13 protein-coding genes are annotated in these 15397 nt (G+C 46.3%); 12 read left to right on the plus strand and 1 reads right to left on the minus strand.

Going from position 1 to position 15397, the window contains the following annotated elements; translation table 11 throughout:
• Nucleotides 1–35: 35 nt before the first annotated feature.
• The 12 genes from EP13_RS01170 (at nt 36) to tldD (ending at nt 14724) form a co-directional block, all read left to right on the plus strand.
• Nucleotides 36–794 (plus strand): DeoR/GlpR family transcriptional regulator, encoded by a 759-nt coding sequence (locus tag EP13_RS01170; RefSeq protein ID WP_044055595.1) that lies wholly within the window; start codon nt 36–38, stop codon nt 792–794.
• A gap of 176 nt (nt 795–970) precedes the next feature.
• Nucleotides 971–2509 (plus strand): glycerol-3-phosphate dehydrogenase, encoded by a 1539-nt coding sequence (gene glpD, locus EP13_RS01175; RefSeq protein ID WP_156026711.1) that lies wholly within the window; start codon nt 971–973, stop codon nt 2507–2509.
• Between the two features lie 76 nt (nt 2510–2585).
• The gene (locus EP13_RS01180; protein WP_044055598.1) at nt 2586–3134 is read left to right on the plus strand and encodes a histidine phosphatase family protein; all 549 of its coding nucleotides are present in this window, start codon (nt 2586–2588) and stop codon (nt 3132–3134) included.
• Nucleotides 3135–3253: 119 nt separating this feature from the next.
• The gene (locus EP13_RS01185) at nt 3254–3766 is read left to right on the plus strand and encodes a hypothetical protein (RefSeq protein WP_044055599.1); all 513 of its coding nucleotides are present in this window, start codon (nt 3254–3256) and stop codon (nt 3764–3766) included.
• Between the two features lie 267 nt (nt 3767–4033).
• Nucleotides 4034–5077 (plus strand): rod shape-determining protein, encoded by a 1044-nt coding sequence (locus tag EP13_RS01190; protein WP_014947909.1) that lies wholly within the window; start codon nt 4034–4036, stop codon nt 5075–5077.
• Nucleotides 5078–5115: 38 nt separating this feature from the next.
• On the plus strand, nt 5116–5985 hold the full coding sequence (gene mreC / locus EP13_RS01195; protein ID WP_044055600.1) for a rod shape-determining protein MreC: 870 nt from the start codon (nt 5116–5118) through the stop codon (nt 5983–5985).
• On the plus strand, nt 5978–6454 hold the full coding sequence (gene mreD, locus EP13_RS01200; protein WP_044058653.1) for a rod shape-determining protein MreD: 477 nt from the start codon (nt 5978–5980) through the stop codon (nt 6452–6454). The genes mreC and mreD overlap by 8 nt, the downstream gene beginning before the upstream one ends.
• Before the next feature lie 13 nt (nt 6455–6467).
• Nucleotides 6468–7058, plus strand: coding sequence for a Maf family protein (locus EP13_RS01205; protein ID WP_044055601.1), 591 nt, complete (start codon nt 6468–6470; stop codon nt 7056–7058).
• Nucleotides 7055–8521: a ribonuclease G gene (gene rng, locus EP13_RS01210; RefSeq protein ID WP_044055602.1), complete on the plus strand. Its 1467-nt coding sequence runs from the start codon at nt 7055–7057 to the stop codon at nt 8519–8521. The genes EP13_RS01205 and rng overlap by 4 nt, the downstream gene beginning before the upstream one ends.
• Before the next feature lie 24 nt (nt 8522–8545).
• Nucleotides 8546–12478, plus strand: coding sequence for a YhdP family protein (locus tag EP13_RS01215; protein ID WP_044055605.1), 3933 nt, complete (start codon nt 8546–8548; stop codon nt 12476–12478).
• A complete protein-coding gene (locus tag EP13_RS01220; RefSeq protein WP_044055607.1) occupies nt 12471–13289 on the plus strand; it encodes a carbon-nitrogen hydrolase family protein in 819 nt (272 codons plus the stop codon). The genes EP13_RS01215 and EP13_RS01220 overlap by 8 nt, the downstream gene beginning before the upstream one ends.
• Entirely contained in the window at nt 13282–14724 is a 1443-nt protein-coding gene (tldD, locus tag EP13_RS01225) for a metalloprotease TldD (RefSeq protein ID WP_044055608.1), read from the plus strand. Before EP13_RS01220 ends, tldD begins: the two co-directional genes overlap by 8 nt.
• Before the next feature lie 68 nt (nt 14725–14792).
• On the opposite strand, the gene yjgA is transcribed toward tldD, so the two are convergent.
• Complete coding sequence (yjgA, locus tag EP13_RS01230) at nt 14793–15338, minus strand: ribosome biogenesis factor YjgA (protein ID WP_081869545.1); 546 nt, start codon at nt 15336–15338, stop codon at nt 14793–14795.
• Nucleotides 15339–15397 lie beyond the last annotated feature (59 nt).

The following is a 15397-nucleotide window of genomic DNA, read 5'->3' on the forward strand; positions in this document are numbered from 1 at the left end:
CGTAAATTCGAATGAAAAAGTAAAAGGCAAACAGAATGAACCAAACGCAAAGACACGAAAAAATCGTAAATTTAGTGAAGCAGCACGGTTTTATGTCTATTGATGATTTGGTCTCTGCGTGTGATGTCACGCCGCAAACCATTCGAAGAGATTTAAATCAATTGGCTGACAATGGCGTGATAAGTCGGTTTCATGGCGGTGCAGGATTAAACAAAAGCTGGGAAAACACCCCCTATCAGGAACGTAAAACCCAAAATAGCGCGGTAAAAGAACGTATTGCCGAAGCGGTGGCTGCCATGATCCCCGATGGGGCATCTTTGTTCATTAATATTGGTACGACAACAGAACTTATCGCTAAAAAGCTCCTCAATCATAAGAATCTTCATGTTGTGACTAATAATATCCACGTAGCTACCATCCTATCTGCGAAAGAAGACTTCTCAGTCATTATCGCGGCTGGAGAAGTACGCTATAGAGATGGGGGCATTATAGGTGAAGCCACCTGCGACTTTATCAGTCAGTTTAGAATGGACTACGGCATTATAGGTATCAGTGGCATTAGCGCGGATGGCGCACTCCTTGATTTCGACTTTCGTGAGGTGAAAGTTTCACAAGCAATTCTTGAGCACACACAACACGTTATTCTTGCCGCAGACTACAGTAAGTTTGAGCGCCGCGCCATGGTTGAACAAGGCCACATTTCACAAGTTGATTGTCTTGTTTGTGACAAAACTCCCCCGCAAAGTATTAATAAAATCATCAAAGAAAACAATATTACCTTTGTCAAAGCCTAAGCTAATTTTGACACCTTGCTGGCGGCAAATCTTGTTCTTGTGACGATAAAGGCGCAGTACATTGTGAAGGGTTAATAAATTTTCATTAATGTTCGGTTGTGTTCGTTTTATGTTGACATATGTTCTTTTTGGCGGTCAAATAGCCAGCATATCCAGTGAGCCACAAGAGCATGAAGATGACACAAGAAAATAACAATCCCCCCCAAGCCGTTGACGTACTCGTTATTGGCGGCGGCGTAAACGGCGTGGGTGTAGCGTTAGACGCAGCTGGGCGAGGGCTAACCGTTGCCTTGTGCGAAAAGGGTGATTTAGGTGGCGCAACCTCATCATCTAGCAGCAAGTTAATTCATGGTGGCTTGCGGTATCTGGAGCATTATGAGTTTCGCCTTGTCAAAGAAGCGTTAGCAGAGCGGGAAGTATTATTGAAAAAAGCCCCTCATATTATGTGGCCGTTGCGTTTCAGATTGCCTCATCAAAAACACCTAAGACCCGCTTGGATGATTCGTATTGGCCTGTTCTTGTACGACTCGCTAGCAAAGCGAAATATGCTGCCACGATCGAAGAAGCTTTCTACCACGCCCGATGGCCCCCTAGATGAGTCTATCTCAACGTGTTTCGAGTACTCAGACGGCTGGGTCGATGACGCTCGGTTGGTGGTATTAAATGCGTTGGCCGCGCAAGATCAAGGGGCTAAGATTTTCGCCAGAACAGAATGTTTGCATGCGCAAAAGCATGAGAATCATTGGCTAGTCACTTTACGTAACTGTGAAGGGAAAACGTTTACAGTTCAGGCTCGTTCGCTGGTGAATGCAGCGGGGCCGTGGGCGGTTTCATTGTTAGATAGATTTTCTGACATTAAAAATCCTAATGCCATGCGCATGGTAAAAGGCAGTCATTTTATCGTGCCAAGGCTTTATGAGTCAGAAGAAGCTTATATTCTGCAAAATAAAGACGGCAGAATAGTGTTCGTTATTCCCTATGAAGACGATTTTTCATTAGTGGGCACCACGGACGAAAACTACACGGGTGACCCGTCAGCGGCGTCGATTTCTGATGCCGAAACTAAATACCTCATCGACGTGGTGAACACCTATTTTAAAACCAAAATCGGTGAAAAAGACATTGTGCATAGCTACAGTGGTGTCAGGCCTTTGTTAGAAGAAGCAAATGCCTCGGCACAGGAGCTTACCCGAGATTACAAAGTTGAGCTGATTGGCGAAAAGGACGCTCCCATACTACTGAATATTTTCGGTGGCAAAATCACAACCTATCGTAAACTTGCTGAGCACGCGGTAGATAAGCTGTGTACATTGTTTCCCAGAGCAGGGAAAGCATGGACAAAAGAGGTGCCGCTGCCCGGTGGCGCGTTTGAGAATCAGGAAACACTTTGCGCAAACCTTGAAGCACAATACCCGTGGTTACCTGAAGCCGCTAGAGTGCGATATGTTCGTCAGTACGGGCTATTGTGTAGCAAGTTTTTGAAAGGCAAACAAACATTGAGCGATTTGGGTGAAGACTTCGGTGCACATCTTTATCAAGCCGAAGTCGATTACCTAATTCAATACGAATGGGCCTATACCCTCGATGACATTATTTGGCGTAGAACTAAACAAGGGTTAAGGCTAACTGAAGCGCAAAAGCAAAGATTACAGACTTATGTGTCTGAAAAAGTGGGCTCATACCTAGTGCAAGATACGTTTAAAGTATCAGCATAAATAGTGTGTAAGGAGCAAAACCCCAAACAGGAAAACCCAAACAGTAAAACCCTGAACAGGAAAACAAGGATGCACGGTGAAAGAGATAATACTGGTTAGGCATGGAAAGCCCGCCTCGGCCCACAATCAAAAAGTTAATGCTGTTGATTACGCTAAATGGGTTAGAAATTACAATAAATCTGAACTAGACCCGAATAGCCAACCACGTAAAAAAGTGTGCCTGGAAAATAGCTACATAGGCGTGAGTCCGCTGCATCGTGCAAAATGCTCTGCTGCGTATTATGGCGCATCTCACATACATGAAGAGCTTGCTGATTTACGTGAAATGGATATTCCCTATTACCATTTACCTTTCACGCTAAAAGCGTGGCATTGGGTGGTGATTTCACGCGCCTTGTGGTTTCTGGGCAGAAAAGGGCGGTTTGAGCGTTTTACCGACGCCAAACAACGGGTTGAAAGGTTAGCTGTGTACCTAGACACATTGTCGAAGCAAGAACCTCGCATTGTCCTCTTTGGCCACGGTATGGCCCATTTTTTTCTACGTAAATCCCTTGTAAAGCAGAAATGGCGTATAACAGAAAAAGACGGGGAATTCTGGGGCGTCACGCGTTTAGAGAAAATGTAACAGCCTAAAAACCCGTCTTGTAAAATCTCTTGAACGGCTTCTTTAAAGCCTTTGAAGGATTTCGCTATAATTTTTTTCATTTAGCAGTAATATGAGGCATGAAAACAAGGATAACAATCATGCGTCGTGCCAAGTCAAAGAAAACGCCCGCCAGTTTCTGGGGCACACTGTTAAAAGTATTGGTTATTGTCATTTTTGCTGCGTCACTTTTGCTGGCAATCAAAACACTGAATACCGCGGATGAAGACACGAGTCATGGGGCCTTTATTCAGTATCAACAGCGCTTTGAAGAGCACGTGACAGCGGCCCACTGGAAATGGCGAGCGGTGCAACCTGCCACAATGATTATGCTGGTGCATTACGATAGTAACGGCCAAGAAACAAACAGAAGCCCAGTAAAAATGAGTGCCAAGGGGTGGCCGGCGGCAGAGCAATCAAGCTTAGGTTGTAAGAAGATTTGGGCTGCATTAGTCGCACTTCCCTTACAGGTTGACGGTTTTAATATTCGTGCCGACTACTTTGCACCTGATGGGAACGATGAGGAAAGGTACTGGTGTCGCTATAGCTTAACGTCTGGCCCATACTTCGACTATTTCCCAGAGCGGGGCGATGTTGTCGCTTCTGAAAAATAAATACAGTAAGTTGAACTTTTAAAAGAGATAATTGTCTTCCTTCGGTTGGGTGATAGAAGACCTTATAAGTGCAACTAAGCACGGATAACTTGCATATGCGAACGGGGAAGCGGCACAAGGTAATTTATTTTGCACTAAGCCGATGCATCACTTGCCCAAATATGCCCCCATTGTTAAAGTGTGCGGATAAATATCGACTTCACGTTAAAGCGTCGTCATCTCACCTTTGCTAACACGCGTTAACACAGTAACAGGAATACACTTTTCATGTTTAAAAAGCTTCGAGGCATGTTCTCTAATGATCTGTCCATCGACCTCGGAACAGCTAACACGCTGATTTACGTCAAAGACCAGGGCATTGTACTAAACGAACCATCTGTTGTGGCTATTCGCCAAGAGCGCGCTGCAGGGCCCAAAAGTGTGGCTGCTGTGGGTGCTGAAGCGAAACGGATGCTGGGTAGAACACCCGGAAATATCCGCGCCATTCGACCAATGAAAGATGGCGTCATCGCTGACTTTTATGTTACAGAGAAAATGCTTCAGCATTTTATTAAACAGGTTCACGATAACAATTTTCTACGTCCAAGCCCTCGCGTGCTTGTGTGCGTGCCATGTGGTTCAACACAGGTAGAACGTCGTGCCATTAAAGAGTCAGCACTGGGTGCTGGCGCGCGCGAAGTGTACTTGATTGACGAACCTATGGCGGCGGCTATTGGTGCTGGGTTGCCTGTTTCAGAAGCCACAGGTTCCATGGTTGTTGATATCGGTGGTGGTACCACTGAAGTGGCTATCATTTCACTTAATGGCGTGGTTTACTCGTCTTCCGTACGTATTGGCGGCGACAAATTTGACGAAGCCATTATTAACTATATTCGTCGTAACTTTGGCTCACTAATTGGTGAAGCTACTGCCGAACGTATCAAGCATGAAATTGGCGCCGCTTATCCCGGTGAAGAAGTGCGTGAAATAGAAGTCCGTGGACGAAACCTTGCGGAAGGTGTACCCCGTGGTTTCACACTCAATTCCAATGAAATTCTTGAGGCGTTGCAAGAGCCGCTAACAGGTATTGTGTCAGCGGTAATGGTGGCACTAGAGCAATCTCCTCCAGAACTTGCGTCTGATATTTCAGAGCGCGGCATGGTGCTCACGGGTGGTGGTGCTTTACTGAAAGATCTCGATAGACTCTTGATGGAAGAAACCGGGATCCCTGTTGTGATTGCCGACGATCCTTTAACTTGTGTAGCACGTGGCGGTGGTAAGGCTTTCGATATGATTGACCTGCACGGTGGCGACCTGTTTAGTTACGAGTAAGCAGGAAAGGCAACCTTCAAGGTTGCCTTATTTGTATCATGGATACTATATTCACACGCGGCCCTTCATTAAATAACCGATTAGCACTGGCACTGGTTTTGTCTGTGCTACTTATTTTCGTGGATCATAAGCTTGATGGCTTTAAGTCCAGTCGTGTTTATCTCAATTCCCTCATGAGCCCCATTCAGTACTTAGCCAACTTACCAGGGCTAATGTTGAGCGAGAGTGCTCAGCGCCTTACTTCTCAAGAAGACCTGCTAGAAGAAAACGACCAATTGACCAACCAATTGCTGTTAATGAGTGAAAAGTTACAGCAATACGAGGTGTTGGAGCAAGAAAACAAACAATTGCGTGAGCTTCTATCTGCGCCCGTTAGAACCGATGCTCGAAAAATGGTTGCTGAACTCATGGCGGTAGATAAAAACCCCTACAGTCAACAAGTGGTCATCAACAAAGGCGCCATTGATGGGGTGTATTTGTCACAACCGGTGATTGATGACAGAGGCATTATTGGCCAAGTTACGGAAGTGGGTTCTACCAACAGTCGGGTGTTGCTTATCGCTGATGTAACGCACGCTATACCTGTGCGCTCATTAAGAAATAATATTCGCTTTATTGCGACGGGTAGCGGTGTGTTGTCAGAACTGTATTTAGAACACGTCCCGCATAGTGTAGATGTTCAAGAAGGCGATGTGCTGGTGTCGTCAGGGTTAGGCAAAGTTTTTCCTGAAGGCTATCCCGTTGCCCGTGTAACCGCTGTGGTTCGAGACGAAAGCCGACCATTTGCCCGCGTTACCGCTGAGCCTTTAGCCCGCTTGGACCGTCTCAAATACTTACTTTTATTGTGGGCTGATAATCTTACACCTAGCAATGCAGAAGTGAATGAGGAATTCGCCAATGATTCGTAAACGTCATTCTGTCATCGTTAGCAGCTTAATTATCGCCTTAGTGCTGCAAATTGTGCCACTGCCTATACAAGTTGACTTGTACCGCCCAGATTGGGTATTGGTGGTGTTATCTTACTGGTGTATGGCGTTGCCTCACCGAGTGAATGTTGGCATTGCGTTTGTGACAGGTATTGCTGTGGACATTCTCGTTGGCACAACCTTGGGTATTCATAGCCTTGGGCTATCTATCTGTGTGTACATTTTAGCGGCCAATTATCAACGGCTTAGAAACTATTCCGTGTGGCAACAAGCCATTGTTATTGGCTTACTGTCGTCTCTTTATCACTTGCTCACGTTTTGGGTGCAACATCTTCTTACTGACATTTACTTTCAAGTTGATTACCTGTGGCCTGTGCTTACATCAATGGTGATATGGCCGTGGGTGTTTTGGTTGTTGCGTAAGACCCGCCGACAATTGTCTATTACCTAGAAGAGGATAACCTGTGAGTGCATCTCTCGTACTTGCTTCTGCGTCGCCAAGACGCACGGCATTGCTCAATCAACTAGGGATAGAACATCAGATTTACCCGGTTGATATTGATGAGTCTGCAAAGCCAGAGGAAACACCTGAAGCTCAGGTCGCGCGCTTGGCTTATGAGAAAGCGAGTACTGCATTAGCCCGACTGGCATCTTCTCAAACGTTAACCCAGTCGACGGTAGTGCTTGCCTCAGATACTTTGATTGCCTTCGCAGGTAAAAGCGTGGGGAAACCCAAGAATTTAGAGGACTCTAGACGCATTTTAAGTATGCTATCTGGCCAACAGCACAGTGTACTGACCGCCATTTGTGTCGCCAATGAATCTCGACAGGTAACACAAACTATCACCACAAAGGTGACATTTGGTGCATTGACGAACGCCCAAATTGACGCATACTGGGAAACAGGCGAACCTGCGGATAAAGCGGGAAGTTATGCCATTCAGGGCATTGGCGGACAATTTGTTATCGCAATAGAAGGCAGCGCAAGTGCTGTAGTGGGCCTGCCTTTGTACGAAACAAAACAGCTACTCAGTGAATTTGGAGTCGTAGAGTGAGTGCAGAGCTACTAATCAATGTTACACCATCAGAATCCCGTGTTGCCCTAATTGAAAACGGCATTTTGCAAGAAATTCACGTTGAACGGCACACAAAACGAGGCTTGGTAGGCAATATTTACCGCGGTAAAGTAAGTCGTGTTTTGCCTGGTATGCAAGCTGCGTTTGTGGATATAGGCTTGGAAAAAGCCGCCTTTTTGCATGCGTCAGATATTGTTATTCACAACGAAATTGCAGAAGAAGTCTCTGCCAGTCATATCCAAAAGCAGGATATTCGCGAACTCGTGAGAGATGGACAAGACATTGTGGTTCAGGTGGTTAAAGACCCCATTGGCACCAAAGGTGCGCGACTAACCACGGACATTACTATCCCCAGCCGTTATCTCGTCTTTATGCCCAGTGTTACCCATGTAGGCGTATCGCAGCGTATTGAAGAAGAAGCCGAGCGTGAACGGTTAAAAGACTTGGTGCAAGAATTCTGCGATGAAAACGGGGGCTTTATATTACGCACCGCCGCAGAGGGGGTAGGCAAAAACGAATTACAGCAAGACGCCGCCTTTTTACGCCGCCTTTGGGACAAAATTCAGTCACGCATGAAAAAGCGCAAATCGAATGTGCTTTATGAAGATCTTCCTTTGGCCCGAAGGGTGTTAAGAGATTTTGTGGGGACAGAATTAGACCGCATCCGTATAGACTCGAAATTGTCCTTCCAAGAACTGTTTCAGTTTACCAAAGAATATGTGCCAGAAATGAATGGCAAACTGGAGTACTACACCGGCGATCGGCCGATATTTGATTTATACGATGTGGAAAACGAGGCGCAGCGGGCCCTTGAGCGACGGGTCGATTTAAAATCTGGTGGTTATTTGATCATCGATCAAACCGAAGCCATGACCACCATTGATATCAATACAGGTGCGTTCGTTGGCCATCGAAACTTAGAAGAAACAATTTTCAATACCAATACAGAAGCCACGCAAGCCATTGCGCGTCAACTTAGGCTTAGAAACCTAGGCGGTATGATCCTGATAGATTTTATCGATATGATTGAACCCGATCACAAACGCCGTGTCTTACATAGTCTAGAGGTGGCGACGAGCAAGGACAGAGCGAAGATTAATATTCACGGGTTTACGTCGCTAGGGTTGATTGAAATGACCCGTAAGCGAACTCGGGAAAGTATTGAACATATATTGTGCGGTGAGTGCCCGGTTTGTAAAGGGCGGGGCACCGTGAAAACCATTGAAACAATCTGCTTTGAGATTATGCGGGAGATTGTGCGAGTAAACCGTGCCTACGATGCCGACAAATTTGTGGTTTACGCCTCCCCTAAAGTGGTTGATGCCCTTATGGGTGAAGAGTCTCACATGTTGGCCGAGTTAGAAGTGTTCGTGTCAAAACAGATAAAAGTTCAAACGGAAACCTTGTACAATCAGGATAAGTACGACGTCGTCATGATGTAACGTTAACGATTTATAAGGCCCAGTGTGACAAAAATTACGTCGATAGCCGCCTATTTAGTTAGAAAGCTTTGGCTGCTACTCGCTATTTTGCTTGTTGTGTTTGCGCTTATTTTAAGCGCCGCACGCTATGCGCTTCCGCATGTCGAACATAAGAAGCATTTGATAGAAGATTACATTAACGAACGTTATGGCGTTAGTCTTAGCATAGGCAGCGTGCATGCTGTATGGCAAAGTACAGGCCCCAGCATTGTACTTAACTCGGTGTCACTTCAACAAGACGAGGCCTCTCCCGTTGCCTTAGACATTCGACAAATCTACGTCGAACTGGATTTTTGGCAATCGTTAGCGCAGCAACTTATTTCTTCCCCCCGCTTTGAATTACGAGGCCTAAAGCTTCATATTGACGCTGACAGGTTAGGCGGCAAAGGGAAAAATAACTTCCCCGTGGTATCTGCATTAGAAAGCCTTTTTCTTGAACAACTTCAAAGCTTTTCATTAGAGGATGGCATTGTCAGTGTGACGCAAAATCAGGACGTTAATTCCTTTGATGTCGCCCGCTTAACCTGGAATAACCGAGAAAATCGTCACCAAGGCTTAGGAGAAATAAGGGTAGCCGAGTTAGCGTCTAACTCGGCTTCGTTTATTATCGATATTCAGGGTAGTAAAGAAGATTTCGACGGCGTTTTTTATGCCAAAGCGGACGATTTAGACATCTCGCCCTGGGTGAGTGATTTAATCAAAACCAAGCGCCCACTGACGAAAAGCCGTGCAAACTTTGAGATATGGGCAAACCTAGATAGCGACGCGATTCAAAGCATTCAGGTAGAGCTGGATAATAGCTTGTTAGAGTGGGGGGGAGACAATTACTCTCCCTTAGTGACAGGGGTGACTGGCGGCAGCATTCAGGCCCTGCCACATGAAAATGGTTGGAACCTGCGAGTGGATCAGCTTAAGGTGAACTCCAGCGATGAAACCTTAGTGACTGATTTGATTGGGCGTGTGGAACAAGGAGGCGATCTCTTGTTAAACACGGTGAAGCCGGTTCAAATCAACCCTTTCCTTATGCTTGCACCGCTGTTCATGGACGACACCAGTGATGAAGAAATACGCACCCTCGATCCAAAAGGCCAGATAGCGACCTTACAACTTCTCGTGCGTAACCGTGGGCTCGAACTGGCTGCTAAAGTGTTGGATTTGTCATGGTCCCAGTCTAGCCGTGTGCCGGGTTTAAGTGGAATCGACGCGGATATTTATTGGTATAAAAATGCGGGGGCATTCTACTTTGAAAGCAAAGATACCACCCTCTTTACCGATAACCTCATTCAACAGAACCTGGCAATTAACCAATTCAATGCCGATGTTTTTGTCTATAAAGCACAAGTTGACGAGAGTGAACATTGGCTATTAAGTGCCTCTGATATTGTCTTTGATACCGATAAGGTGGTGCTGAACCCTTCATTTAGTGTGGATTTAACTTCAACGATGGTGGAAGCCTACGTCAATGTGTCACCACGAAAACTTGATGGTATAAATGCGCTATTCCCCACCGGCGGGAAAGTGAAAAACACCTTCAAATATCTTGATAGAGCGTTTACCGGAGTTGGCAATGTGACCAACGCACAAGTACTTTGGCGTGGGAAGCCGCAGGATTACCCATTCACCGACAATTCGGGCATCTTTCAAGCCTACGTGGATATTACCGCTAGTGAGTTTGCTTTTTCGACAGCGTGGCCATCACTGACAGATTTAGATTTATCGTTGTATTTCGTGAACGATGCATTAGTCATGGAGAGCCCTAAGGGTAAGCTTGGCGGGCTGAATATCAGCGAAATGTCAGCGGCTATTCCCCGTCTACATCCTTCTTCTTCACTGACTATTTACGCCCAAGGGGAAGGCAGTGGTGAGTCGCTAACGTCCATTATGACCCAGTCGAGTCTGTCGGCGTCATTAGGAAAGCTATTAGATAAAGACGTTAAGGTGTCTGGACCTTTAACGGCAAAGCTTAAATTAGATATTCCATTAACTAAGGGTAAGCAGGTGCGTGCCAAAGGCGAAGCCACCTTATCTGACAATGATGTTTATATCACCAGTACAAAGATGCGCTTTAAAGAAGCGTCGGGCGCAGTGGCTTTCGATAACGCCAGTATTGATGCCACCAATCTAACTGCCCGTGTGCTTTCGCAGCCGGTTAGTCTTTCGTTTACCGGGCGGCAAAAAGAACACTACGAACTTGATGTTAACATGCAAGGGATGTGGCATGTGCACCCCCTGGTGAAGACGGTAAACGAACGTTTTGTGGATTACCTCGATGGTGAATCGAAGTGGAATCTGGATGTGTCTTTGGCTTTTTCAAAAAGTGACTTTTCCTACCAAGCACAATTAGATGCTGACTTAGCGGCCACCCACAGCTTAATGCCTGCACCTTTTAATACCTCAGAAGGCAGCCCGTTACCTTTATCCATTCATAGTAAAGGCAACTTAAATGCCTCTACTATTGATGCCACCTTGGGCGATCAAATACGCTTTGACGGTGTGCTGCCGCACAAGGAAATGCAGTTTTCTCGTGCGCATCTAGCCCTAGGCAATCCCGAGCCTATCACCGTAGGTACGGGCTTTAGTATTGCCGCGCAGCTACCTGATGCCGATGGCATTAGTTGGTTCAATACGCTGCATACCTTGCTCTCTCCCCAAGACAAAGATAAAGGGCGTACACAAAATTCAAATGCAACGGAAGCCGCGCCCAAACGGGTGTTGTTTCCTTCACCGTCGCGAATTTTTGTGACGGCAGAGACCTTCACGCTGGCTGGGCATAGCTTCGACAATGTGGTGATGACAGCCAAACAACAAAGTAATGATTGGCTAATGAATATTGATGCCAGTGACATGCGCGGCACCCTGCGTATTCATTCCGACGTGATGGAGCAAGGCATCGATATACATGCTGATTATTTGCGGGTCACTAAACCGCCTACTGCTGAAAGCCATGACACTGAAGGCCTTGTCACCACCAATACACCGAAACAGGGGATTGATCCTCTTGATATACCGCCTCTTTATTTTTCATGCCAACGATGTGATGTTTATGGCGTTGACCTAGGCGAAGTGATCCTTGATACCGCTAAAACAGCGCAAGGCCTGAAGGTACGTCAATTGGTTACCCGTTCTGATGATGCGCAGCTAAACGCGACAGGAATGTGGGCGCGAGACAGTAACAATACAATTACCACGCAATTGACAGGTAAAATAACGTCGCCAGATGTTGGCGCTATGCTAAAACAATTTGATGTGTCATCTGGTATTAAAGACTCAGGTGCCGACATTGATTTTGATTTGGCGTGGCCTAACTCACCGTTTGACTTTAGTTTGGTTGATGTGAATGGCGATATTGCTTGGTCATTATCCGACGGCTACCTAACGGAGTTGAGCGATAAAGGTTCCCGCATACTGACGTTATTTAGTTTAAATTCCTTAGTTCGAAAGCTAAGCTTAGATTTTAGAGACGTGTTTGCGAAAGGCTTCTTCTATGATGATATGAGTGGCACAGTGCAAATTGCAGACGGGCGCGCCTTTACCGCAGATACAGAAATAGACGGTGGCGCTGGTGAAATTGAAATTAATGGCTACACCGAGCTTGATACAGGAAAGCTAAATTACAATGTGTCTTTTGCGCCTAACGTGACAGGGAATTTACCTTTTTTAGTGTATTTTTTGGCCACGCCGCCTACTGCGCTGGCCGCCCTTGCTCTGGATCAGGTGCTGACATCGGCAAAAGTGATTTCTAATGTCAATTATAAGGTGACAGGCACCATTAGCGAGCCACAATTTGATGAAGTTGAACGCAACAGCAAAGATATCAGTTTGCCGGCAAATAATGTTCCAGCGACTGAACCGTTAGAGGATAGGCCGCTTACAAAAGAGGATGTTCAGCGACTAAAAATGGAGGTTATCGATGGTTAATCTAGTAGCGCTTCAAATGACGTCTACGCCTGACGTAGACGAAAACCTAGATACGGTTGCACAGGCATTAGCACATGCAGATATTGCCAACGACAGTGTGGTTGTTTTGCCGGAATGCTTTGCGTGTTTTGGTACCAAAGATGGTGAGCTACTTAGCGTGGCTGAACCCAAAGATAGCGGTAAAATTCAAAAGCGTTTAAGCGCCTTAGCGAAGCAGTATCAGTGCTATATTGTGTCCGGTACCTTTCCCATGCAAACCAGTGATGATAGTAAGTTTTCTGCCGCGTGTTTGCTCTTTGGTCCAAACGGTGAAACCCTCGCAGACTATCGCAAAATTCATTTGTTTGATGTGTCGGTGAATGACAATACAGGCAGTTATAAAGAGTCGCGCTTTACACAGCCGGGGGAGCAGGTGGTTGTGGCGCAAACACCTATAGGCAACATTGGTCTTGCGGTATGTTATGATGTGCGCTTTCCAGGCTTGTTTACGGCCATGGGGGATATCGACATTCTCGTGCTGCCAGCGGCATTTACCCAAAAAACCGGTGAAGCGCATTGGCATACCCTGGTTAAAGCTAGGGCAATTGAAAAACAATGCTACGTGGTGGCGGCGAACCAAACCGGCGTTCACCAGAACGGTCGAGAAACCTTTGGTCACAGTTTAATCGTTTCTCCATGGGGAGAAACTTTGGCAGAATTACCCACAGATAAAGGCGTAATTCAGGCCCGCGTGGACACGAGCAGGCGGCAAGCCATTCAACAGAATATGCCGGTTGCCGAACACAATCGATTCAGGAGTCACTTTGTCTAAATCTGTAGAACGCCACTTATTATCTGACGCTGGTCTAGATGTTTCTGCGTTAGAAAAGGCTTTAGCACACATACATCGGCATGACACGGATTATGCCGATTTGTATTTTCAGTCTAGTCAGCACGAAAGCTGGGTACTAGAAGATGGCATTATCAAAGAAGGGAGTTACAACATTGAACGCGGCGTTGGTGTGCGTGCCATCAGTGGTGAGAAAACCGGCTTTGCGTACTCAGACGATATTAGTGAAGATGCCCTCACCAAAGCGTGTGGCGCTGCCAGAAGTATCGCGCCATCCGGTGGGACTCAGCAGGTGTCTTCATTAGGAAAGGGCGAGTTTACCCCAAGATATCAAGCTGATAACCCTATTTTGGCAATGCAAGATGCTGAAAAAATTAGTCTCTTAAAAACCGTAGATGCCTACATTCGCCAGCAAGAGCCGTCTGCTAACCAGGTGGTGGTAAGCTTAAGTGGTGTATACGAGGAAGTGTTAGTGGCGGCTAGCGATGGTACATTCGCTACCGATATTCGCCCTCTTGTTCGCTTAAATTGTTCTGTATTAATAGAGCAAGGCGAGCGCAGAGAGCGAGGTAGCGCTGGCGCTGGAGGCCGTTATGCTTATTCATTTTTTACCCGTGACGAAGACGGCAAACCGTTTTACGAACAATTAGCCGACGACGCATTGCATATGGCAAGAGTTAATATGCAGTCAGTTGCCTCGCCTGCAGGGGCTATGCCCGTAGTATTAGGTAATGGTTGGCCTGGCGTGCTTTTACATGAAGCTGTAGGCCATGGCCTAGAAGGTGATTTTAATCGCAAAGGTGCCTCTACTTTTAGCGGAAAAATAGGCCAGCGCGTGGCTGCAAAGGGTGTCACTGTGGTTGATGATGGGACGTTAGCTGATCGTCGAGGCTCTTTATCTGTCGATGATGAAGGCACACCTAGTCAGCACAACGTGCTGATTGAGGACGGCATCTTAAAAGGTTATATGCAGGACAAGCACAATGCGCGCTTAATGGGCGTCTCCCCAACAGGGAATGGTCGTCGTGAATCTTATGCGCACCTGCCGATGCCACGTATGACCAATACCTATATGCTTGAAGGTCAGCATGATCCGAAAGAAATCATCAGCACCATTAAAAAAGGCATTTATGCCCCAAATTTTGCTGGTGGCCAAGTGGACATCACCTCGGGCAAGTTCGTCTTTTCCAGTGCAGAAGCCTATCTGATTGAAGAGGGTAAAATTACTGCACCGGTGAAAGGCGCAACATTAATTGGAAACGGCCCTGAAGTTATGCAGAAGATTTCTATGATTGGAAACGATGTGGCGCTTGATAAAGGCGTAGGGGTCTGCGGAAAAGATGGTCAAAGTGTACCTGTAGGTGTTGGACAACCTACCCTTAAGGTTGACGAGCTTACGGTGGGTGGAACCGCGTAGTACGTTAGTGCTAGCGCCAACCCTAAAAAAAGCACCTCGGGTGCTTTTTTTAGGTGGCTATATCAAGACTAGTCTTCGTGAATAACTTCTTTTAGGTATTGGAAAAGCTCACGAAATGCCCGTGGGGGCGCATTTTTTTCTTGCTCTTTTTTCACTTGGCGGTGAAATTGACGCAGCTTTTGACGATCAAGGCTTGGGTACTCTTCAATAAGTGCCTGAATGGCAGAGTCACCTTGTTCAATTACCGCCTCGCGGGCTTTTTCTAGCTTGTGAAACGCGACGTTGCTAGCTTGATGCTGGTGAGCCAGCTTTGCCATCGCTTCTTCTATTGCGGTGGTATCTCGTTGACGCAACAGCTTTCCGATAAACTGTAATTGTCGACGAAAGCCTTCTTTTTTTCTGCTCACGTTGCGGGCAACGTTAACCGCATCTGCCAATTCTTCATCTAGAGGCACAGTGTCTAGGTGTGCAGGTGTTAGATTGACTATACTCTCTCCAAGCTTTTGATGCTCTTTGGCTTGCCGCTTTAACTCGGTTTTACTAATGAAGTTTTCGTCTTCCAATTCATCATTAAATTGGGGATCTTGCTGTGAATTAGGGTTTCTGTCGCTCATTGCCATCTCATAAGTGTTACACTTTAGCTAAATTGTAACTATCACAGTCGGATTTAGAC

Source organism: Alteromonas australica (assembly GCF_000730385.1).
GTDB lineage: Bacteria > Pseudomonadota > Gammaproteobacteria > Enterobacterales > Alteromonadaceae > Alteromonas > Alteromonas australica.

What these genes read in the sequence shown, in the direction of transcription:
- yjgA (WP_081869545.1), bottom strand. Translation starts at nt 15,338, where the DNA reads ATGAGCGACAGAAACCCTAATTCACAGCAAGATCCCCAATTTAATGAT.
- glpD (WP_156026711.1), top strand. Translation starts at nt 971, where the DNA reads ATGACACAAGAAAATAACAATCCCCCCCAAGCCGTTGACGTACTCGTT.
- EP13_RS01185 (WP_044055599.1), top strand. Translation starts at nt 3,254, where the DNA reads ATGCGTCGTGCCAAGTCAAAGAAAACGCCCGCCAGTTTCTGGGGCACA.
- mreC (WP_044055600.1), top strand. Translation starts at nt 5,116, where the DNA reads ATGGATACTATATTCACACGCGGCCCTTCATTAAATAACCGATTAGCA.
- EP13_RS01170 (WP_044055595.1), top strand. Translation starts at nt 36, where the DNA reads ATGAACCAAACGCAAAGACACGAAAAAATCGTAAATTTAGTGAAGCAG.
- EP13_RS01190 (WP_014947909.1), top strand. Translation starts at nt 4,034, where the DNA reads ATGTTTAAAAAGCTTCGAGGCATGTTCTCTAATGATCTGTCCATCGAC.
- EP13_RS01220 (WP_044055607.1), top strand. Translation starts at nt 12,471, where the DNA reads ATGGTTAATCTAGTAGCGCTTCAAATGACGTCTACGCCTGACGTAGAC.